Origin of the sequence: Bacillus sp. RK1064 (assembly GCF_051488405.1) — a bacterium.
Lineage (GTDB): Bacteria > Bacillota > Bacilli > Bacillales > Bacillaceae > Bacillus.
In genome coordinates this window covers 3,074,024-3,093,664 of sequence record NZ_JBPSCZ010000001.1, presented here as the reverse complement: position 1 = coordinate 3,093,664, position 19,641 = coordinate 3,074,024, and the positions used below count along the sequence as shown (strand labels likewise).

Below are 19,641 nucleotides of genomic sequence, written 5' to 3'. Positions count from 1 at the left end.
TTACGTACCTCTTTCTCTTCATAATGTAAGTACGTGAAATATTCGAAAAAGCAGGGGTTTTTATGACAAAAAAGACAGATCCATTCAAGTATAGTCTTGATCGTTTAGAGGATGTGGCAGACCAAATTAGTGATGTGCTCAATTGCCCTATTACTATAGAAGATACGCATCATCGATTGTTGGCCTATAGCACTCATAATGATTTTACTGATCCCGCCAGAACTTCAACCATTATCTCCCGCCGTGTACCGGAAAAAGTCATTAATCGGCTTTGGAAGGACGGTATCATTCCTACACTCCTTAAAACAGACGAACCGCTTCGTGTCCCTCAAATTGCAGAGGTGGGTTTATCTAGCAGGGTTGCCATTTCAATCTGGAAGGACAAAGAAGTACTCGGTTTTATCTGGGCGATTGAGTCCACACAGCCTTTTTCAGAAGAAGAAATGGACCTTCTGAAGATGGCAGCACATGCTGTTAAAAACAAATTACTTAACTTACAAATTCGCAAAACGAAAACAGAAGAACGCAATCAGGAGCTTTTCTGGAAGATGCTCACAGGTCATATTCATGAAAAGGATGAGATGCTAGACCTATTTTTAAGACTTGGCATCAGATGTCCAGACACGTATGCCATCATCATCTTCCGCCTTCGTGACGAACTCACAGAAGACACAGAAAAAAAGCTATCTTACCTGCTTGAAACAACGCAGCAAGTCCAAGTGCTGTTAACAACTGTTGATTTTCACGAATTCATTATTCTTGTCTCACCCAAAACGGAACACCCGCTGCACGATATTAAACAATTCACAAGCGGCATGCTGCAGCAGCTGTCTGACCGGTATCATATCCATCACGTTCAAGCAGCGATTGGTGGAATTTACGATAACATCTCTTATATTCAGCCTTCCTATAAAGAAGCACTGGCTGTATTAAAAACAAAAGAGCGCTTTCCTGTTGAAACCGAACGTTTACACAGTTTTTCTGAACTTGGTATTTATCAATATTTAGATGTCCTCGCTGAAAAACGAAGGGGCTCATCTTACTCCAGTTATTCTTTATCAAAGCTGGAAGATTACGACCTGAGGCATCATTCCAACCTAGTCGAAACCCTTGAACGATTTATTGACTGTGACAGCAATGCCAATATTGCCGCAAAGCAATTAAACATCCACATCAATACATTGAATTACAGATTAAAACGTATTACAGACATTGCAGAAATAGATTTAAAAAACATGAATGAGAAAATGACCATATACCTTGATATGAAGCTAAAAAACGTCCATTTGTGAAATTTCACAAAGAGGCGTTTTTTTATTTTTTATTTCAACCGAAGCATTTTTTAAACATTCAGGATACACTAGACATACAATATGAATAGATAAGCATGGGAGGAATAAACATGATCATCGGCATTCCGAAAGAGATTAAGAACAATGAAAACCGAGTGGCATTAACACCAGGAGCAGCTTCTCAATTACTTTCAGCTGGACATCAGATTTTAATTGAAACAAACGCTGGTTTTGGAAGCGGATTCACTGATGACGATTATGTGTCTGTTGGTGCAGAAATTCTTGATCAAGCGAAAGATGTGTGGGCATCTTCTGATATGATCATGAAGGTAAAAGAACCATTACCTGAGGAATATTCATATTTCAGAGAAGGACTCATCTTATTTACGTACCTGCATCTTGCCGCAGAGCCCTCCTTGGCTGAAGCTTTAAAACAAAAAGGCGTCACAGCTATTGCTTATGAAACAGTAACGGACGGAACATCACTCCCTCTCTTAACACCTATGTCTGAAGTGGCGGGCAGAATGTCCGCTCAAATCGGTGCACAATTTTTAGAAAAGCCAAAAGGCGGTAAAGGCATCTTGCTCGCAGGCGTACCAGGGGTATCAAGAGGGAAAGTCACAATTATAGGCGGCGGTGTTGTTGGAACAAACGCAGCGAAAATGGCGATTGGGCTTGGCGCAGATGTCACTCTTATTGACGTAAACGCAGAACGCTTGCGTCAGCTGGACGATCAATTTGGTCATCAAATGAAAACGTTAATGTCTAACCCAGTAAACATTGCTGATTCAGTCAGTGAGGCAGACCTTCTCATTTGTGCGGTGCTGATCCCAGGTGCCAAAGCACCAACGCTTGTGACGGAAGAAATGGTGAAGCAAATGAAGCCTGGTTCCGTCATAGTAGACGTAGCGATTGACCAAGGCGGCATTGTCGAAACAATAGATCATATCACAACACATGATCAGCCTACTTATGAAAAACACGGTATTTTACATTATGCAGTTGCCAATATGCCTGGAGCAGTTCCACGGACATCAACTGTTGCTTTAACGAATGTCACCGTTCCCTACGCACTGCAAATTGCTAATAAAAGCGCTGCAAAAGCCATTCAAGAAAACAAAGCCATCGCAGAAGGTGTCAATGTCATGAACGGACATATCACATATGAAGCCGTCGCTCGTGATCTCGGCTATGATTATGTGCCTGTTCATCAAGCGATCGATGCGTCTTCTATGACAGAAGCTTAATACAGACCCGCCCTTTTCATGGGTGGGTTTTTTGTTAACCAATAATAAAAACAGGTTGACAAATACTTCTCATCCCCTTAATCTATTTGTAAGATAAGACAGGGGGAAACATCATGCAACAGAAAACAAGAACCGCTGATTTTGTGCTAGTCGGAATGTTTGCTGCACTCATGGCTATTGGAGCCAATATCACATCCATTGTGCCGTTTTTGCAGGTCGGCGGAATTCCACTTACAATGCAGCCGTTTTTTTGTGTACTTGCTGGTCTCTTGCTCGGCAGACGGCTTGGCGCATTGGCTATGATTGTATATGCCTTAGTTGGAATTGCTGGTGCACCTGTATTCGCACAGTTCTCAGCGGGCTTTGGGGTTATTTTAGGCAAAAGCGGTGGTTTTGTATTATCGTATATTCCTGCTGCCTGGCTAGCTGGATTCATTTTAGAAAAAAGAAAAAATCCTGGCTTTGGCCGCTTTTTGCTTGCAGCTATTGCAGGTACGACCGTCATGTATGTGATCGGAACGACTTATACGTACCTCGCATTAAATGTGTGGCTGAATGCACCCATTTCCTATCAAACCACATGGTTCTTTATGATCTGGTTTATGGTGAAAGACTACGCATTGACCATATTACTTGCGATGCTGGCACCTAAAATTTATCGCTCTGTATCAAAAGCCACATCCTTTCGAAAACAACAAGCTGCGTCATAAGTGCAGACATCATCTTCAAGTGGATCATAGAAAAAAGAGCCTGTCTTCATTCAAGCTTTTTTTTCATCATTACTCAGCGTATTGATCTATGATTTCTTCTAGCATTCCTTCAAGCGCTTCTACATCTTCAAGATCTGATTGACTGAAGCGGTAGCGTACAAGCTGTTCTCCGTCATTATACATTTCCTCCAGCCACCCTCGCAGGCCTCTTGCTCTGCGGTCGACTTCGAAAATAACGTCTAATCCATTCTCATCTATCAGAAAAATCAGCTCTAACTCATCAAGCATATAGCGATAGTAGTCTGATGTCGGAATAAACTCAAATTCTTGAACAAATGGCAGACGACGCTGGAAGTAAGGTGCTTGTTCACAGACCGCTTCGTTCAAGTGGAAGCCTAGATTTCTAGTGGCTTCCAGTATATTTTTCACCCAAGGATGTGCTTCAACAAAAATACGGTCATAGTCAGATTTATCGATTCCGCCTTGGATATCAAGGTCTGTCATCACTGCAATTTCTACTTTTCCGATAGTCATCGGGGTATCAATAGGAAGAATAAATGAAAACGGAAATTCATGCTTTTCGCCAGGCTGGATGATGAAAGAATCCGTCACCCGTAAAGAATAGATGTTCACATATTTTCTACGCTCTTCATCATCTTGCACAATCACATATTGCGTTTGAATCTTGACATCGATATAGCGGATGTCCTGAGAGATTTTCCCGCCCTTTGCATGGACAGTTCCCCTTACCTCTTGACCTGGATAATAAGCGTTTTTCTCCAAAATGGTATCTACCTTCGCTGCACCAATCCCAGCACTTGCCGCTAGCTTTTTAAAAAATGACATCTCTCATCTTCCCCTTTTCATTTTTATCAGCATATATACGTAAGAAAGAGGAAGAAAGATTCATTTAATTCATACTTTTGTCCTAATTATTTTTTCACCTTTGGACAGCAAAAAAATGGAGAAAACATCACAAAAAAGCTTATAGAAAAAACAACGTTTTTCTACAAGCTTTTTATGTTAAAGAATAATTGCCGCAATCCAGCCGAACAGGACAAGCGGTACATTATAAAATACGAATGTTGGAACACAAGTACCCCAAATGTGGTGATGCTGTCCATCCATATTCAATCCAGATGTCGGTCCAAGCGTACTGTCACTTGCAGGAGAACCTGCATCCCCAACAGCCGCAGCTGAACCGATAATTGCAATTGTCGCCATTGGGCTAAACCCTAGGTGTAAACAAAGTGGAACAAAGATGGTCGTAATAATTGGAATCGTTGCAAATGATGATCCGATCCCCATTGTAACAAGCAGACCCACAAGCAGCATTAAAATTGCCGCGAGGCTCTGGCTGTTGCCGATAAATTGTGAAGATGCTTTAACAAGCGTTTCAATGTCTCCTGTTTTGGTTAAAACGTTGGCAAATCCAGCCGCAACAAGCATGACAAAACCGATAAATGCCATCATATTCATTCCAGATGTAATCAGTTGATCTGCTTCATCGCGTTTCATCATTCCGGTCACAAACAAGACAAGCAGTCCTGCAAGTGCACCGAAGATCATACCTTCCACGCCAAGGCTTTGAGACAGATAAAGCTGGACAATCAATGACACGAGGATGGCAAGACCAGCAAAGAATAGACTTTTTTTCGTATACGCTGATTTCTCTACATCTGTAATGTCGCGATCCTCATATACTTTTGGCTTACGATACACGAAAAGGGAGACGATCAATCCTAGCACCATCCCCCCAACAGGGATCAGCATTGCATATGGAATATCTGCTAAATTCACAGCTAGACCTGCATCCTTCATATTATCACGGAGCATTCCGTGGAAAATCTGTCCAAAACCGACTGGAAGTAAAATATATGGTGCAGTGAGTCCGAAGGTCATGACACACGCTAGCAGTCTGCGGTCAATTTGAAGCTCGTTAAACACTTTTAATAATGGCGGAATTAAGACCGGAATAAAGGCAATGTGAACAGGAACGACGTTTTGTGAAAAACAAGATACGATCAAAATCACAAGAATGATCAGTACTTTTGATAATGTTTTTCTTCTTGAGTCGCCTTCTTTTCCTAGAAGCTTCACCGCTCCTTCAACCATGGCATCTGGAAGACCCGTTTTTGTCAGCGCCGCAGCAAATGCCCCTAAAAGTGCATAGCTAATGGCAACTGTCGCATTTCCTCCGAGCCCGTCAGTAAAGGCTTCCACTGTTCCTCCCAGGCCTAACCCACCTGCAAGTCCGCCAGCTAAAGCACCGAGTGCCAGCGCAATCACGACATTGACCCGCAGCAAGCTTAATATCAACATTAAAACAACCGCTAAAACAACTGCATTCATGGTGAAACCCCCGAAATCCTTTAGTTTACTAATGTAGTAGATAATTAAAGTACCAACGTATGTTACCATAGAAAATTTTCTTCGTCAAATGGCGTATGTCCTACATAAAAAAAGCTCCGCCATTTGGCAGAGCCTGATCCTTTATTTCTTTCCTTCAAATCGTTCCACAAATGTGGCCAATGACCGTACCATCACACCTGTCGCCCCTGTTGGCCCAAAGCATGAAGGCTTTTCTGTTGTTGCTGTTCCTGCAATATCTAAGTGAACCCAAGGCGTATCCTCAGCGAATTCACCAATGAATGCTCCTGCCATGATCGCATGACCATCGCGGCCTGGTGAGTTATTGAGATCCGCCATTTTGCTGTTTCGTACGCGCTTTTTATCTTTTTCAGTGATTGGCAGCTGCCAAATCATTTCACCGCATTCTTCTGATGCCTCTTTAAACTGAGCATATAGTTCATCGTTATTCGTCATGACGCCTGTTGTCTCATTTCCAAGTGCCACAATGACCCCGCCTGTTAATGTCGCCACGTCTACAAGGACAGAGGCACCGTGCTGCTTCGCATATGTCACCCCATCTGCTAAAACAAGACGGCCTTCTGCATCCGTGTTCAGCACTTCGATTGTTTTACCGCTAAGTGACACAATGACGTCATCCGGTTTCATGGCGTCAGCTGAGATCATATTGTCTGTCGAGGCAATGACAGCAATGACATTTTGCTCTGGGCGCAGTTCACCGATGATTTCCATGGCGCCTAAAACAGAGGCTGAACCGCCCATATCTGTTTTCATCCCAACCATACTGGCTCTTGGCTTTAAAGAATAGCCACCAGTATCATACGTGATACCTTTACCGACAAGCCCGATGACGTCTGTCCATTCTTCCTTGCCTTGATATTTCAATACGATGAGCTTTGGCGGTTCGGTTGAGCCTCTATTGACGGCTAAAATACCGCCCATTCCGAGCTCTTCCATCTGTTCTTTATCTAAAATTTCAATCTCAAATTCGTATTTATACGCAAGCTCTGCCGCGTACGAAGCCAGATCAGAGGATGTGAGCATGTTCGGCGGCATATTCACAAGAGTACGAGCCGAATTGACGGACTGTCCGTAGACCTCGCCCACTTTCAGACTCGCCTGAATTTCAGCTGTATCATGCTCCGTCGTCGCATAAACAAACTCGATAAAGCGATCCGGTTCATTTGTTTTATGTTTAAAATCTTGTAATTCATATGTAGCTAAAAGGCAGCTTTCAGAAAGGGCATGGGCTGCATCTTGGGCAGGCAGATCCTTTCCAATAAACGTGTCCAGCAAGACCGAAACCGCTTGCTTTTTATCTTGATGGAGCTTTTTAAATAAATGGGCAAACCCTTCTTTTGCCTCTTCAAACGTGTAATCTGATTCCTTCCCAAGTCCGACAAAATAAATGCGTTTGATGCCTGTCTCAGGGGATGGGAAAAACTTCGAAAGCTGATTTCGTTTAGATGAAATATCGCCTTCTTTTAATAATTCAGTGATTCTTCCTTCAAGTAATTCATCCATTTCTTTTGCTTTTCCTGATAATTGGCTCTTTTGAAAAAGTCCGATCACCAGTGTATCTTTATGCTGCAATTCATTTGTCGAGAAAAACATATTTATCACACGCTCCTTCAATGAACTCCATTTTTCACATTGGAACTTCTATTATATCAAAATTTACTTGCCTATACGATCATTGCCAGTCTGTCTTTACTTAATGAACATTTATATTTTCACACGCGGAAGGGCATCATGAAAAAAGCGATGAAAACTTGTGCAGCCCGCCTGCATTCTCCTCGTTCCACATCTACTTTCTTTAATGTTATAATTGAACATGGACTTGGCAGCATTTGATACTGCTATCATTTTTTCATCTTACTAGGGTACACAGTCCATCATTTCGCACCATATTTTTTCTTACAGAGAGGATGTTTCTTGTTCATGAGCGTACTGACGAATTTTCCGCTGCTTGCCAGCCTTGCAGCCATCTTTTTTGCTCAATTTGTAAAAGTACCGATTCAATTTATCATTTCTAGACGACTAGATTGGTCGCTCATTACAAGCACAGGCGGAATGCCAAGTTCACACTCCGCAGCCGTAACAGCACTCTCAACAGCAGTGGCTTTAGAGCACGGGCTAGATACATCTATCTTTGCCATTTCCGCCATCTTTGCCATTATTACCATGTTCGATGCGACAGGTGTGCGCAGACAGGCAGGAGAACAGGCGACTGTACTTAACAAGCTGGTGACAGATTTTAACCGATTTGTTTCTGAAGCAAAGAATTTCCCGAGTGCGGAAGAAAAAGAAAAGCAAAAGAAATTAAAAGAGCTTCTTGGTCATAAGCCGATTGAAGTCTTCTTTGGCGGCTTAACAGGCATCTTACTGACACTCATCTTAGATTATTACTTCATGTAGAAGCGAAAAAAGCTTTGGACCTAAAACTTGTCCAAAGCTTTTTTATTCTTTATTGGCTTGAAACTGCTGACGGAACACTTGCATTGATTCTGCTTCATTGAGCTGGTTTAAGTCTTTTTCCGTTAACGTCCCTTCGCCCTTTTTGATGATATACACATCAAGCACTTTTTTACCCCATTCTCTATACACATCATCTACGGTTTCATAGTATAAATCAAGCTTATGACCTTTAATGGCTTTTCCCGTATCTGCGACCACTCCGTAGCCATAGTTTGGGATAAACAGCACGGTTCCAATCGGAAAGACTGATGGGTCTGCTGCCACAGTTGAATATAAGTCACGTTTCACTTTGACGCCTGAATATGTAATGCCATATGCATGGTGTTCCTTCGTTTTACCTGTTGATTCCACACCTGCTGTATAACCTGTGGCGACAACCTTTTGCTTCGGGTAATCGTTCCAATTAAACGCTTCTTCGAGAGAAACAGCCCGCAAGTCATCACTTTTGAGTGCCATCGTTTCCCTTTTTTGCTGTTGGAAAAAAGAAGATACTTGCTTAACAGGATCAGTCTCTTTCACCCAGACAGCTAAATCACTTGGTTCAACTCCAGATATGCCCGTAAAGCTTGTCAAGAGAGCAAGCATGAAAAGGGCTGTCATGAACAATCGTTTCATCCATGTTTTCATCTTTATTTGTCACTCCTCTACCCATCTATTTGTTTCCAAACAAAATGGAAACTATGCAAAGGAGAAACAAAAAAACCCACTTGCATGTCTACAAGTGAGTTAAAACATTTGATACCCTCTTTTTCGAAGTGCATTGATGACAAAACCTGATGCAATTGCACCAATCAGACCGCTTAACAAGATAATGATATCTGCCGCAGCGAGAGAGACAATGCGTTCTCCTATCCCTGAAAAAGCAATGCCCGGTTCTCTGACATAAGCGATCATCTTTTGATTATTGATAATGAAAAGGCATACAATTGGATATAAAATAGCCATAATCCATGACATTCTGAGCAGCATATTGAGCAAAAAGCCAATGCCGAAGAATAACACGAAAAATAAAATAACTGAAATGATAACGACTGGTAAACTGATCACTTCATCTCCACCCCCAAATATCCCATCATTAGTTTAACTTGGAAATAGAGATGAAGTCAATCAATGGAAAAAGCAGATGGATTAAAGCTTCTTTCCTGTCCCTTTACATTCCTCACATGTTTCAGATCCGCCGAGCAATAGCTGAAAATACCCTTTCCCCGAACAATATTGACAGGTGGATTTTTTTTCTTTTGTTTGTGCATTCATATTGCTCACTCCCCTAATCTAAATTTTCTGATAATTCATCATAACATACTTTGCTGCCGATGACCAAGTAAGAAAATATGCCATACGTCATAAAAAAAACGTGTATCACGAGGATACACGTTTTTGTCTATTAAGGTTTAGAAGAACTTGAATTTTCCTTTTTTCAGAACAAGTCCTGGGCCGCCAACCATGAATAAAGAACGGTTGTCGATGATTTTCTTCATTGCAGAAGCTTTTGTTCCTTGAAGTTTTTTACCAAACGCAACACCTACAGCGTCGTGTTCACCAAGAGAAGCAACTGTTCCTTTGATGTCTGGCTTAAAGCTTTCAAGAGAACCACCTTTAACTAGTGCTGCAAGGTTTTTCGCTACTGTTTCACCTTGCTGCATCGCGATTTGTGCAGTTGGTGGGTATGGACGGTTGATTTCTTCATTGATGATCAATGAACAGTCACCGATGATGAATACATCATCATTTTCTGGTACACGAAGATCTGGAGACACTTTTACGCGGCCGCGCATGTTTTCAAATCCAGCTTCTTCAACGATTGGGTTACCGCGTACACCAGCAGCCCAAACAACAGTTTCAGCTTTGATTTCTTCTGTATCATCGTCTTTTCCAACAATGATGCCTTCAGGCGTACATTCTTTGATCGCTGTACCAATTTTGAACTCAACACCTTTACCTTGAAGGTAGTTCATTGCATAGTCGATCAATTCAGGATCGAATCCTGGAAGAGCTGTTGGTGCAGCTTCTACACAGATGATACGTACGTCTTTTTGATCAATATCATACTCTTTGCAAAGCTCAGGCACACGGTTTCCAAGCTCACCAAGGAACTCAATACCTGTGAAGCCTGCACCGCCGACAACGATTGTCAAGCGCTCTGGACGTTTTTCTGCTTCCGTATTATACGTCGCAAATTGAAGCTCAATGTGCTCACGAAGCTGACGAGCAGAGTTGATATTAGAGATTGAGAATGCATATTCTTTCAGTCCTGCAATACCAAATGTTTCAGGAACAGCACCAAGTGCAACAACAAGGTAGTCGTAAGAAAGTTCGCCATCTGATGTCACAACTTTCTTTGCTTCCTTATTAATGCTTTCAACTGTTGCTTGTACAAAGTTGACACGGGAACTGTTAATCACATCTTTGATTTGATAACGACAGCGGTCATGATGAAGTGTACCTGCGCTTGCTTCATGTAACCATGTTGTTTCGTAATGATAATTATGCTTGTTCACAAGAGTAATGTCCGCATCATTTGTGCCAAGCTGTTTTGTTAATCTTGTTACAGTCATTAATCCGCCATAACCTGCACCTAATACAACGATTTTCGGTTTATTCACTGGAATCACATCCACCTTTTTTAAATTTGCTGTAAAACGGATAAAGAATTACATATTGCTATTCTCAACCGCTTTCCGGCATTTTATGAAATTTAAACAAAAAAATAAGTATGTGAAAATCTGAACTTTCACCTACATAAAACGAAAGCATTTGACCGTATCCGACAAAAATTCATAAAAAATTAATATTTAGTTCCCTTAACAATAATAGCGAGTTCTGCTCCAATTTTCAAGGCTTTAAACTGAAAATCCTTATGATAAACGGTCTTTCTCGCTTTTTCCTCTTTTTCAAAGCTTCGGCATCAAAAAACGACAAGTTTTTCAAAACAAGTCAAACGACGATATGTGGTATGATATGATATAGTGATAACAATTTTCATTTGGGAGGATTAAAGGAATGCAAGAAGATTCTAAGGTATATGACATTACCGTTATCGGGGGCGGCCCAGTTGGATTGTTTACTGCGTTTTACGGAGGCATGAGACAGGCAAGTGTGAAAATCATTGAAAGCCTTCCTCAGCTCGGCGGTCAACTATCCGCTCTTTACCCTGAAAAATACATTTATGATGTGGCTGGTTTTCCAAAAATCCGCGCACAAGAATTAGTTGATAACTTAAAGGAACAAATGGATAAATTTGATCAAACCATTTGCTTAGAGCAAGCAGTTGAAACAGTTGAAAAGCAGGCAGATGGTATCTTTAAACTTGTGACAAATCAAGAGATTCATTATTCTAAAACGATCATCATTACAGCTGGTAACGGTGCATTCCAACCGAGAAAGCTTGAGCTAGGTGCAGCAGAATCATTTGAAGGAAGCAACCTGCATTACTTCATTAATGATCTGAACCAATTTGCTGGCAGACGTGTGGCCGTTCTTGGCGGCGGAGACTCTGCAGTAGACTGGGCACTAATGCTTGAACCTATCGCAAAAGAAGTATCCATTATTCACCGCCGCGATAAATTCCGCGCCCATGAGCACAGTGTAGAAAACCTGCACAATTCGAAAGTCAATGTAGTGACGCCATTTGTGCCAACTGAGCTCATTGGTGAAGACCGCATTGAACAGATTGTGCTCGAAGAAGTCAAAGGCGACAAAAAACAAGTGCTTGATGTAGACGACGTGATCGTCAACTTCGGTTTTGTTTCCTCCCTTGGTCCAATTAAACAATGGGGTCTTGAAATCGAAAAGAACTCGATCGTCGTGAAATCCACAATGGAAACAAACATTGAAGGCTTCTATGCGGCAGGAGACATCTGTACGTATGAAGGAAAGGTCAAATTGATTGCAAGCGGATTTGGTGAAGCACCAACGGCTGTCAACAATGCGAAAGCCTACATGGACCCGAAAGCCCGTGTACAGCCTCTTCATTCCACAAGCTTATTTGAAAACAAATAAAAGCGGATCAAAAAAAGGAGTTCCCACTAGCGGAACTCCTTTTTCGTTTATTTAAAAACCCCAATATAGGCATTCGCCATTCCAAGTACCATTGCAGCAAGCAGCACCACAACAATCCCTGCCACAACCAAAATCACCCGATCCTTCACACGTTCCTTTTTCGGAAGCGGCTTCTCAATCCCGCAAGCTGGACACGTTTTGGAACGATACGGAATCAGTTCATGACAGTTCCTGCAATTGATTTGTTCACTCAAACCTCAGCAACCTCTTTTCTACCTACAGTTTATGTTTGGTTCTCATGATACTCTTTTCAAGTGGAAATAGCCAGTTGTGAGAGCAAGCTGTAACAAAATTGAGCGATTTATAAATTGTTGAAGAGATAATGGCATCAATGAAGGTTTCATCTGATCAACCGATATAGGAAATAAAGAAGATCATATGAAGGATAGGTAGAAAGATGTTAAAGCGTTTATTGATCAGTTTGAGCTTATTACTGATGATTAGTGGCTCAGTAGAACTGTTTGCAAAAGACTATAACAAACATTATGCTCAGTTCGCAGCAGGATTGAATATTGATGTTGATCAACTAGGACCTTTTTTAAAGCATGTGCCCACTTCAATTTTAGATTCTGGTTTGAGTGATGAAGAAATCAAACAGATACTCTCCAAAGTTCAAAAAATGAATAAAAACAATGAAACGAAAAAAATGGGCACTTTTGAAGTGAGGTACCATGAAAAACTCACAAATATTAAAATTGTGATTGAAGTCCATGTGGAAGATGGCAATAAAGTGTTTAGCACCCAAGAGTTGGTGGATGTCCTGGATAAAGAACTGTTGAAAATAGAAGAAGCAATATGAGAAAGAGACACTGAATGAGTGTCTTTTTTTGGTTGATTTTCCTCATCAAAAAAGCCTCCTCGATCGTGTTGTTTACAAAAACAAACGAACAAGAAGGCTTATCTTAATCCATGATCAGTTGTTAACACTCTTCCGGCGTACCGGTATTCGTTGCTGTTCTGAAAGAAGAACCGCATCCGCATGAAGCAATGGCGTTCGGATTGTCGATGGTGAAACCGCCGCCCATTAGTGATTGTTTGAAATCAATGATGGTGCCGTTCATGATATCAAGGCTTTCGGAGTCGACAAGGACCTGGATGCCTTGCTGTTCGAACTGCGTGTCTTTCTCTGAAACTTCATGGTCAAAGCCCATGCCGTATGAAAGACCGCTGCATCCGCCGCCTTTTACGCCCACTCGCAGGAACGCATTTTCTTCTTCATGTTCTTTCATCATATCTTTAATCTGCAGTGCAGCAGCTTCTGTAATGGTTACTGGTGTACTCATGATCATCCCTCCTTTTGACTGGATGTTTCTTTTCAATTATAAACGTGATGGTGCCTTTTCTCAAATAAATGGTTTACAGATAAAATGTGCCGTCACAAATCGTTTCAGCAGGCCCTGTCATGAGCACATGGTCGTTGTCTTTCCAGCAAATGATGAGATCTCCGCCTGCTAAGTGAACCGTCATGTCCGTTTCTTTTTTCGCCTGTCCATTCACAATCGTGGATACAGCCGCAGCGCAAGCTCCCGTTCCGCAGGCTTGAGTAATGCCAGACCCTCTTTCCCACACACGAAAATGCAGTTCTGTTTCACTGACCACTTCTACAAATTCTACATTGACGCCTTCTGGGAACATGTCGTGTTTTTCGATGATTGGCCCAATTGTATCAAGCGGTGCCTTTTCAATGTCCTCTAAATAAAAAACGATGTGCGGATTTCCCATTGAAAAAGCCGTTCCATTTAAGGTTGTCGTGCCAAAATCAAGCGTTTCATTAATCGTTGTGCTGGCTGGTTCACCAAGCATCGGCATCGCTTCTTTTTCAAAACGAGGTTTTCCCATATCTACTGTCACTAAATGAACGTAATCATCTTGTACATGAACGGTCGCTTCAACAAGTCCTGACAATGTCTCAATCTGGAACGTTGTGTCTGTTACGATTTGATGCTCATACACATACTTTGCGACGCAGCGCAGACCGTTGCCGCAGTTTTTACCCTCTGATCCATCATTGTTGAAAATGCGCATTTTCACAGGTGCAACATCTGATGGGCAAATAAGGATCATTCCGTCTGAACCGATTCCTGTATAAACAGAAGAAACGCGGATCGCTATCTCTGATAGCTGCTCTTCTGGAAGCTGTTCCTTCATCTGATTGACGTATATATAATTATTTCCTAATCCGTGCATTTTCGTGAATTGAAATGATGTCATGAGCTTCCTCCAAAAATGTTGTTTCTTTATAGTATAAAAGGAGTCGATTCAGGAGACAATCTTATCATCCCCCGTTTTTCATACATAGAAGCTCTTTGCTGCCATGGCAAAGGGCTTTTATTATGCATATGCCTCTTTTTCTCTCGTGTGATGCTTCATTTTGATGATATTTTATTAGCATAACATATTGGATGCGCTTTCTATTAATTCTCCTTAAAAATGGAAGCTTAAAGTGTGAAAAAAATGCACCCCATGACCCATGTGGTGCATTTAAAACATCTCATTTTCCTCTATAAAAGCATAAATACGCTCGACTAGCTGCTCTGCATTTTCTCCTGAAACAAATTCTCCATTCACAAGTGCAAATGGGGAGTCCATACATTTGCCGCAATAGCTTAAACAGCCGTATTCCATAACGTCTAGGTTTGGGTCTTTATCAAGCTTCTCTTTTGCTTCTTGAGACCCTTGTGCAAGATTACTTACACAAAATTCGATCAGTGGGAACACTTTGCTTCACCTCACATTGCCTTACCATCCTACCGAAATTCCTTCTATTAGTCAAAACATGAGCTTCATCTGTATCGTTACGCCTATTCCTCGTAAAATGTTTTACTATTTAGGACTAACTAATGAATATGTAGGTTATTTTGAAACAATTATTGTGGTTTCACAGTAAATTCGATATAATTTTATTTGGTATTTTAACTTAAAGTTTTTTAGTATAAGTGTTTTTCAATGTCTACGGGGAAAAGGAGAATCGTCATGAAAAATTTAGTCTTGATCGGCGGAGGTTACGGGAATATGCGGGTTCTCCACCGCTTATTGCCAAATCAATTACCTGATGATGTTACTATCACATTAGTTGATCGAAATCCTTACCACTGTTTAAAAACAGAATATTATGCACTCGCTGCTGGAACAATCTCTGATCATCACATCCGAGTATCTTTTCCAGAGCATCCGAAGCTGGATATTCAATATGGGGAAGTAGAAAAAATTGATATTGAAAACAAACAGATCTTATTCAGCGACCGTGAACCCATTCCTTATGACGACACGGTGATTGGACTCGGCTGTGAGGACAAGTATCATAATGTCCCTGGTGCGAAAGAACATACATACAGTATTCAAACCATTGATCAGTCAAGACATACGTATAACAAATTAAACAATTTGGGTGCAGGTGCAACGGTTGGTATCGTCGGTGCTGGACTTAGCGGGGTAGAGCTAGCCAGTGAATTAAGAGAAAGCCGTGCTGATTTAAACATTATTCTTTTTGACCGAGGAGAGCTGATTCTATCAAGCTTCCCAAAAAGATTAAGTTTATATGTGCAAAAGTGGTTTGAAGAAAATGACGTAAAGATCATTAACTGTGCCAATATTACGAAGGTTGAAGAAAGTGTTGTTTACAACCATGATGACGCCATTGAAGCAGAGGTCATCGTATGGACAGCAGGCATTCAGCCAAGCAAAGTGGTACGGGAGATGGATGTTGAAAAAGACGCACAAGGCCGCGTCGTATTAACACCTCATCACAATCTCCCTGGAAATGAGCATGTCTATGTCGTGGGTGATTGCGCAAGCTTGCCGCATGCCCCAAGTGCACAGCTTGCCGAGGCGCAGGCAGAACAAATTGTCCAATCTCTGCAAAAACGCTGGAAAAACGAGCCGCTTCCTGAGGCTTATCCTCAGTTTAAGCTAAAAGGTGTCTTAGGATCTTTAGGGAAAAAAGCCGGCTTTGGCTTAGTAGCAGATCGTCCACTTATTGGCCGTGTACCAAGACTTCTAAAATCCGGACTCCTTTGGATGTACAAGCATCACAATGGCTAACATCATGTGAATTTTTTCTCAAAGCTCCTTCATGACGAGGGAGCTTTTTTTCTATGAAACGGCATGTGCCGATGAACGGGTCAATTTGATCGGAGCAAGGGCAAGGATGCTGTCTTTACGAAAAGTTCTCATCGTCTTTTTCGATAAACAATACGCTTGGATAAGCTGGTCTGTTTGACGGTGGACAATGATTTTACGCTTCGTGCACTCTCCGTTTTTCTTCATATAAATCATCTCAATTGGTAATTGCTGATGAAGAGATTGTTTCAGTAAATAATTCATAATGCTCACGCTCCTTTCATTTGATTATAATCGAACAAACGTTCTTTTTCAACCTAAAAAGGAACGCTTATTCTGTTTGTTTTCTCAAAAAAAGAACAGTTTATTCACTGCTCTCCTTGTATCCGTATTTCTCCATTTCTTGATAAATGTCTTTTAATTTTGGATTGCCCTCTCCAACAATTTGATTCTCCACTAAAACAAGCGGATAAAAGAATTCATCATCAAGAATTCGTTCAGATAATTCTTTTTGGCGTTCGTTTTCTGGCGGGTGCTCAATATCAATATATGTGATGCGAAACGGCTGATTCGGATATTTTCGTTTTAACGCTGCATCTAACCACTCAAATGTGTCTTTTGAAGAAGGCAGATTCACGCAGCTAGCGCACAGTACATCTCTTCCATATACATAAAGATCAACGGTTTGATTCATTTGGCAAGCCCCCTATTCTTTCTTTATTTTAGCTGAATTTTCTGTATGAAAAAAGTCAAAATCACTTTTTGTTTCAAGATGAGATTGTGCTATAATGAGAAGGAAACTTTGAAACCAATCAATAGATTTTTATCGTCCAGATGAATATAATGGTGATATGTTGTGAAAGGAGCGATTATATCTAATGACTGAAGTCGAAATGAAAGACCAAGTACAGGAAGTACTGGACAAACTTCGTCCATTTCTATTACGTGATGGTGGAGACTGTGAGCTTGTAGACATTGAAGATGGCATTGTGAAATTACGTCTTCTTGGTGCATGCGGCAGCTGCCCAAGTTCAACCATTACATTGAAAGCCGGTATTGAACGCGCATTATTAGAAGAAGTGCCTGGCGTTGTAGAAGTTGAACAGGTTTTCTAATTCATATATGACATGAAAACGACCCGAATTCGGGTCGTTTTTTTCATTATTAACTTAACTTCTCTCTAAACCAGTCCTTCATAAAGGTCAGTCTTTGAATACGCTGCCCCGGATGGCCGCTTCTGGATAAATCATGAGATGCCTTCGGGAATTTGACGAGCCTTGTGTCTTTCCCAAGCTCCTTCAGTGCTACAAAAAGCTGTTCTGCTTGATCAACTGGGCAGCGATAGTCTTCATCGCTGTGCAAGATGAGAAGCGGCGTCTTCACCTGCTTCACATACTTTAGCGGCGAACGATCCCATAGCTTATCGGCCGAATCATAAATATCCCCATCAATCTGCCATCTTGTGAAGTAATAACCGATGTCACTAATGCCATAAAAGCTAATCCAGTTTGAAATGGACCGCTGTGTGACGGCTGCGCGAAAGCGGTCGGTTTGCCCGACAATCCAGTTGGTCATAAAACCTCCATAGCTGCCGCCTGTTACTCCGAGCCTCGTTTCATCAAGTAAATCATAGGCTTTGAGCACATGATCAACAGCCTGTATGACATCCTTATAATCAACGCCACCATAGCTTCCTCTCACACGGTCGCTAAACATCTGTCCGTATCCATGACTGCCATGAGGATTGATATATACGATGGCATAGCCTTCAGCAGCGAGCATTTGAAATTCATGAAAATACGTATAACCATACATCGCATGCGGTCCACCATGAATCTCTAAAATGAGAGGATATTTCTTCCCGTCTTCCATTTGGGAAGGCTTCATAAACCAGCCATGCACCTCATCACCTTCTTTTGACTGAAACGAAAATGGCTCTGGTACCGATAGGACATGCTCCTTAAGAAAGGTGTCATGCTCGAACGTGATTTGCTTTAGATCCGCCTCCCCTAATGTCAGCTCATACAGCTCACTTGGTGAAACGTGCGTAAGCCGGCTGAACAGCAATTTGGATTCATCTGGATGAAGGCTGAAGTTTGTAATATGTTCTGCCTCTAATCGAACTGGATAGGCTAAGCCTTCAACGGAGAAATAATAAATCCCTGTACTGCCTTGATCAGAAACAAGCGCATAAAACCCCTGGCTATCCTTTGTCCACTGCGGAAGCTGATTGGCTTCGCCCATGACGCTATCTCCTGCCATACAGTTGCCCACATACATATCGAGCATTTCTGACAGCTGAACTACTTTTTCTTCCTTCAGATCATACAGCCATAATGCTGGGAAGGTAGCATTTTGAAATTCGCGCTCATGTCCGATATACACGAGGCTCTCTCCATTTGGAGAAAAAGACACGGTGGAATAAGCGCCAGCTGATTGTGTGATTTTCTTTGTCGTACTGTCCTCTAATGACAGGAGGCATACGTCACTTATGTAAGGCGTCTGAGGATTTGATTGAATATAGGCAAGCCATTTCCCGCACGGAGAGACCGTGTGACTCACATGATGATGATGCCCGCTCGTGACAGCCTCTACCTCTCCTGAGTGGGTATCCACTTGAATGATCTGCGTGAAACGCCCATCTAAATAACCTCTGCCATCAGCTTTATAGGTCAAATCATCATATACCGCAGGAGCGAAATCATCTCGCTCTTCCTTTTTTTCATCATGAACAGATTCTGATTGTTTCAGTGACACAGCCGCATAAATGAAAGCTCCATCTGGTGAAAAGACAGGATGAGATACCCCGTATGGAATCGCCGTTAAGGTGCGCACACCGCCTCCCTGGCTCTGAATCAGTGCCAGCTGAGGAACTTCCTTTGGCTTTTGCAAAATAAAAGCAAGCTGCCTGCTGTCTTTTGACCACACTGGCTGATGATGCTTTCCATCCTCAAATGTCCATTGTGACAGCTCCTCTGTCTCTTCATCTCGAACCCATAAATGGATGTTGTAATCATCTTTTTTCTCATTCACCGTGACTTTTGTAAAAACCGCTTTTTTTCCATCTGGTGAATAAACCGGATGAGAAACAGAAACAATCTTCGTTAAATCTTCTGCCGTCATCAATTTCTTCATGAATGTATCTCCCCCTTTTACGCATAAAAAATAGTTCGATCCTCTAAATAATAATCCCTGCTTCTTCCTATAAAAACAAAGATAAAAAAAGAACGTGCAGATTTACAGCACGTTCTCAGATTATTGAAAAAGGGCTAAAATGATCTTTATTTTAGCTCTTTTTCTTCTTTTCAGCGTGATAGAAAACCTTTGCAGTCTAGGAAGGACGAGTACTGGCACGGAGCGAATTTGACATTCGTGAGCACCAGCACGCAGGACTGACACCGAATGCGAGGGTTTGTCTACACGCTG

21 protein-coding genes and 1 pseudogene are annotated in these 19,641 nt (G+C 41.7%); 8 read left to right on the top strand and 14 right to left on the bottom strand.

What is annotated here, in order from left to right; genetic code table 11:
* Positions 1-62: 62 nt before the first annotated feature.
* From ACSSTM_RS15765 to ACSSTM_RS15755, 3 genes are all read left to right on the top strand, one after another.
* A complete protein-coding gene (locus ACSSTM_RS15765; protein WP_034659848.1) occupies positions 63-1,292 on the top strand; it encodes a PucR family transcriptional regulator in 1,230 nt (409 codons plus the stop codon).
* A gap of 110 nt (positions 1,293-1,402) precedes the next feature.
* On the top strand, positions 1,403-2,539 hold the full coding sequence (ald, locus tag ACSSTM_RS15760; RefSeq protein ID WP_034659850.1) for an alanine dehydrogenase: 1,137 nt from the start codon (positions 1,403-1,405) through the stop codon (positions 2,537-2,539).
* A 113-nt stretch (positions 2,540-2,652) separates the two neighbouring features.
* On the top strand, positions 2,653-3,249 hold the full coding sequence (locus ACSSTM_RS15755; protein ID WP_003212636.1) for a biotin transporter BioY: 597 nt from the start codon (positions 2,653-2,655) through the stop codon (positions 3,247-3,249).
* A 69-nt stretch (positions 3,250-3,318) separates the two neighbouring features.
* On the opposite strand, the gene ACSSTM_RS15750 is transcribed toward ACSSTM_RS15755, so the two are convergent.
* The 3 genes from ACSSTM_RS15750 to ACSSTM_RS15740 form a co-directional block, all read right to left on the bottom strand.
* Positions 3,319-4,095, bottom strand: coding sequence for a sporulation protein (locus tag ACSSTM_RS15750; protein WP_437404239.1), 777 nt, complete (start codon positions 4,093-4,095; stop codon positions 3,319-3,321).
* 177 nt (positions 4,096-4,272) lie between these two features.
* The gene (locus ACSSTM_RS15745) at positions 4,273-5,601 is read right to left on the bottom strand and encodes a Na+/H+ antiporter family protein (RefSeq protein WP_034659853.1); all 1,329 of its coding nucleotides are present in this window, start codon (positions 5,599-5,601) and stop codon (positions 4,273-4,275) included.
* A gap of 141 nt (positions 5,602-5,742) precedes the next feature.
* Entirely contained in the window at positions 5,743-7,233 is a 1,491-nt protein-coding gene (locus ACSSTM_RS15740; protein ID WP_095285826.1) for a leucyl aminopeptidase, read from the bottom strand.
* A 327-nt stretch (positions 7,234-7,560) separates the two neighbouring features.
* Here ACSSTM_RS15740 and ACSSTM_RS15735 point away from each other — a divergent pair, with 327 nt between their 5' ends.
* Positions 7,561-8,037 (top strand): divergent PAP2 family protein, encoded by a 477-nt coding sequence (locus ACSSTM_RS15735; protein ID WP_095285825.1) that lies wholly within the window; start codon positions 7,561-7,563, stop codon positions 8,035-8,037.
* A 42-nt stretch (positions 8,038-8,079) separates the two neighbouring features.
* On the opposite strand, the gene ACSSTM_RS15730 is transcribed toward ACSSTM_RS15735, so the two are convergent.
* The 4 genes from ACSSTM_RS15730 to ACSSTM_RS15715 form a co-directional block, all read right to left on the bottom strand.
* Positions 8,080-8,724, bottom strand: coding sequence for a 3D domain-containing protein (locus ACSSTM_RS15730; RefSeq protein WP_034659858.1), 645 nt, complete (start codon positions 8,722-8,724; stop codon positions 8,080-8,082).
* Between the two features lie 99 nt (positions 8,725-8,823).
* The gene (locus ACSSTM_RS15725) at positions 8,824-9,144 is read right to left on the bottom strand and encodes a YuiB family protein (protein ID WP_034659859.1); all 321 of its coding nucleotides are present in this window, start codon (positions 9,142-9,144) and stop codon (positions 8,824-8,826) included.
* An 81-nt stretch (positions 9,145-9,225) separates the two neighbouring features.
* Positions 9,226-9,351, bottom strand: coding sequence for a YuiA family protein (locus ACSSTM_RS15720; RefSeq protein WP_159049984.1), 126 nt, complete (start codon positions 9,349-9,351; stop codon positions 9,226-9,228).
* Between the two features lie 137 nt (positions 9,352-9,488).
* A complete protein-coding gene (locus tag ACSSTM_RS15715; protein WP_161937191.1) occupies positions 9,489-10,706 on the bottom strand; it encodes an NAD(P)/FAD-dependent oxidoreductase in 1,218 nt (405 codons plus the stop codon).
* Between the two features lie 391 nt (positions 10,707-11,097).
* Here ACSSTM_RS15715 and yumC point away from each other — a divergent pair, with 391 nt between their 5' ends.
* A complete protein-coding gene (gene yumC / locus ACSSTM_RS15710; protein ID WP_034659862.1) occupies positions 11,098-12,096 on the top strand; it encodes a ferredoxin--NADP reductase 2 in 999 nt (332 codons plus the stop codon).
* Between the two features lie 47 nt (positions 12,097-12,143).
* Here yumC and ACSSTM_RS15705 read toward each other — a convergent pair whose 3' ends face one another.
* Positions 12,144-12,350 (bottom strand): hypothetical protein, encoded by a 207-nt coding sequence (locus ACSSTM_RS15705; RefSeq protein ID WP_012011136.1) that lies wholly within the window; start codon positions 12,348-12,350, stop codon positions 12,144-12,146.
* A gap of 203 nt (positions 12,351-12,553) precedes the next feature.
* Between ACSSTM_RS15705 and ACSSTM_RS15700 the strand changes: the two genes are divergently transcribed.
* Positions 12,554-12,955, top strand: a complete 402-nt coding sequence (locus ACSSTM_RS15700; RefSeq protein ID WP_095285822.1) for a hypothetical protein — start codon at positions 12,554-12,556, stop codon at positions 12,953-12,955.
* A 121-nt stretch (positions 12,956-13,076) separates the two neighbouring features.
* Here the strand turns inward: ACSSTM_RS15700 and erpA are convergent, their stop codons facing one another.
* From erpA to ACSSTM_RS15685, 3 genes are all read right to left on the bottom strand, one after another.
* A complete protein-coding gene (gene erpA / locus ACSSTM_RS15695; protein ID WP_012011138.1) occupies positions 13,077-13,439 on the bottom strand; it encodes an iron-sulfur cluster insertion protein ErpA in 363 nt (120 codons plus the stop codon).
* Between the two features lie 73 nt (positions 13,440-13,512).
* Positions 13,513-14,367, bottom strand: a complete 855-nt coding sequence (gene dapF / locus ACSSTM_RS15690) for a diaminopimelate epimerase (protein ID WP_095285821.1) — start codon at positions 14,365-14,367, stop codon at positions 13,513-13,515.
* A gap of 270 nt (positions 14,368-14,637) precedes the next feature.
* Entirely contained in the window at positions 14,638-14,874 is a 237-nt protein-coding gene (locus tag ACSSTM_RS15685; RefSeq protein WP_003213414.1) for a YuzB family protein, read from the bottom strand.
* 255 nt (positions 14,875-15,129) lie between these two features.
* Here ACSSTM_RS15685 and ACSSTM_RS15680 point away from each other — a divergent pair, with 255 nt between their 5' ends.
* Complete coding sequence (locus ACSSTM_RS15680) at positions 15,130-16,197, top strand: NAD(P)/FAD-dependent oxidoreductase (RefSeq protein WP_034659868.1); 1,068 nt, start codon at positions 15,130-15,132, stop codon at positions 16,195-16,197.
* A gap of 51 nt (positions 16,198-16,248) precedes the next feature.
* Here ACSSTM_RS15680 and ACSSTM_RS15675 read toward each other — a convergent pair whose 3' ends face one another.
* Together ACSSTM_RS15675 and ACSSTM_RS15670 are read right to left on the bottom strand one after the other, a co-directional pair.
* Entirely contained in the window at positions 16,249-16,479 is a 231-nt protein-coding gene (locus ACSSTM_RS15675; protein WP_034659869.1) for a hypothetical protein, read from the bottom strand.
* Positions 16,480-16,579: 100 nt separating this feature from the next.
* Positions 16,580-16,909, bottom strand: coding sequence for a YuzD family protein (locus ACSSTM_RS15670; protein WP_034659870.1), 330 nt, complete (start codon positions 16,907-16,909; stop codon positions 16,580-16,582).
* Positions 16,910-17,030: 121 nt separating this feature from the next.
* On the opposite strand from ACSSTM_RS15670, the pseudogene ACSSTM_RS15665 reads away from it, so the two are divergent.
* Positions 17,031-17,330, top strand: a pseudogene (locus ACSSTM_RS15665) (NifU family protein).
* A 49-nt stretch (positions 17,331-17,379) separates the two neighbouring features.
* Here ACSSTM_RS15665 and ACSSTM_RS15660 read toward each other — a convergent pair.
* Entirely contained in the window at positions 17,380-19,350 is a 1,971-nt protein-coding gene (locus ACSSTM_RS15660; RefSeq protein WP_437404238.1) for a S9 family peptidase, read from the bottom strand.
* Between the last annotated feature and the right edge of the window lie 291 nt (positions 19,351-19,641).

Coding starts and splice junctions, on each gene's coding strand:
- ACSSTM_RS15765 (WP_034659848.1), top strand. CDS start 63: ATGACAAAAAAGACAGATCCATTCAAGTATAGTCTTGATCGTTTAGAG.
- ald (WP_034659850.1), top strand. CDS start 1,403: ATGATCATCGGCATTCCGAAAGAGATTAAGAACAATGAAAACCGAGTG.
- ACSSTM_RS15755 (WP_003212636.1), top strand. CDS start 2,653: ATGCAACAGAAAACAAGAACCGCTGATTTTGTGCTAGTCGGAATGTTT.
- ACSSTM_RS15750 (WP_437404239.1), bottom strand. CDS start 4,095: ATGTCATTTTTTAAAAAGCTAGCGGCAAGTGCTGGGATTGGTGCAGCG.
- ACSSTM_RS15745 (WP_034659853.1), bottom strand. CDS start 5,601: ATGAATGCAGTTGTTTTAGCGGTTGTTTTAATGTTGATATTAAGCTTG.
- ACSSTM_RS15740 (WP_095285826.1), bottom strand. CDS start 7,233: ATGTTTTTCTCGACAAATGAATTGCAGCATAAAGATACACTGGTGATC.
- ACSSTM_RS15735 (WP_095285825.1), top strand. CDS start 7,561: ATGAGCGTACTGACGAATTTTCCGCTGCTTGCCAGCCTTGCAGCCATC.
- ACSSTM_RS15730 (WP_034659858.1), bottom strand. CDS start 8,724: ATGAAAACATGGATGAAACGATTGTTCATGACAGCCCTTTTCATGCTT.
- ACSSTM_RS15720 (WP_159049984.1), bottom strand. CDS start 9,351: ATGAATGCACAAACAAAAGAAAAAAAATCCACCTGTCAATATTGTTCG.
- yumC (WP_034659862.1), top strand. CDS start 11,098: ATGCAAGAAGATTCTAAGGTATATGACATTACCGTTATCGGGGGCGGC.
- ACSSTM_RS15700 (WP_095285822.1), top strand. CDS start 12,554: ATGTTAAAGCGTTTATTGATCAGTTTGAGCTTATTACTGATGATTAGT.
- erpA (WP_012011138.1), bottom strand. CDS start 13,439: ATGAGTACACCAGTAACCATTACAGAAGCTGCTGCACTGCAGATTAAA.
- dapF (WP_095285821.1), bottom strand. CDS start 14,367: ATGACATCATTTCAATTCACGAAAATGCACGGATTAGGAAATAATTAT.
- ACSSTM_RS15680 (WP_034659868.1), top strand. CDS start 15,130: ATGAAAAATTTAGTCTTGATCGGCGGAGGTTACGGGAATATGCGGGTT.
- ACSSTM_RS15675 (WP_034659869.1), bottom strand. CDS start 16,479: ATGAATTATTTACTGAAACAATCTCTTCATCAGCAATTACCAATTGAG.
- ACSSTM_RS15670 (WP_034659870.1), bottom strand. CDS start 16,909: ATGAATCAAACCGTTGATCTTTATGTATATGGAAGAGATGTACTGTGC.
- ACSSTM_RS15660 (WP_437404238.1), bottom strand. CDS start 19,350: ATGAAGAAATTGATGACGGCAGAAGATTTAACGAAGATTGTTTCTGTT.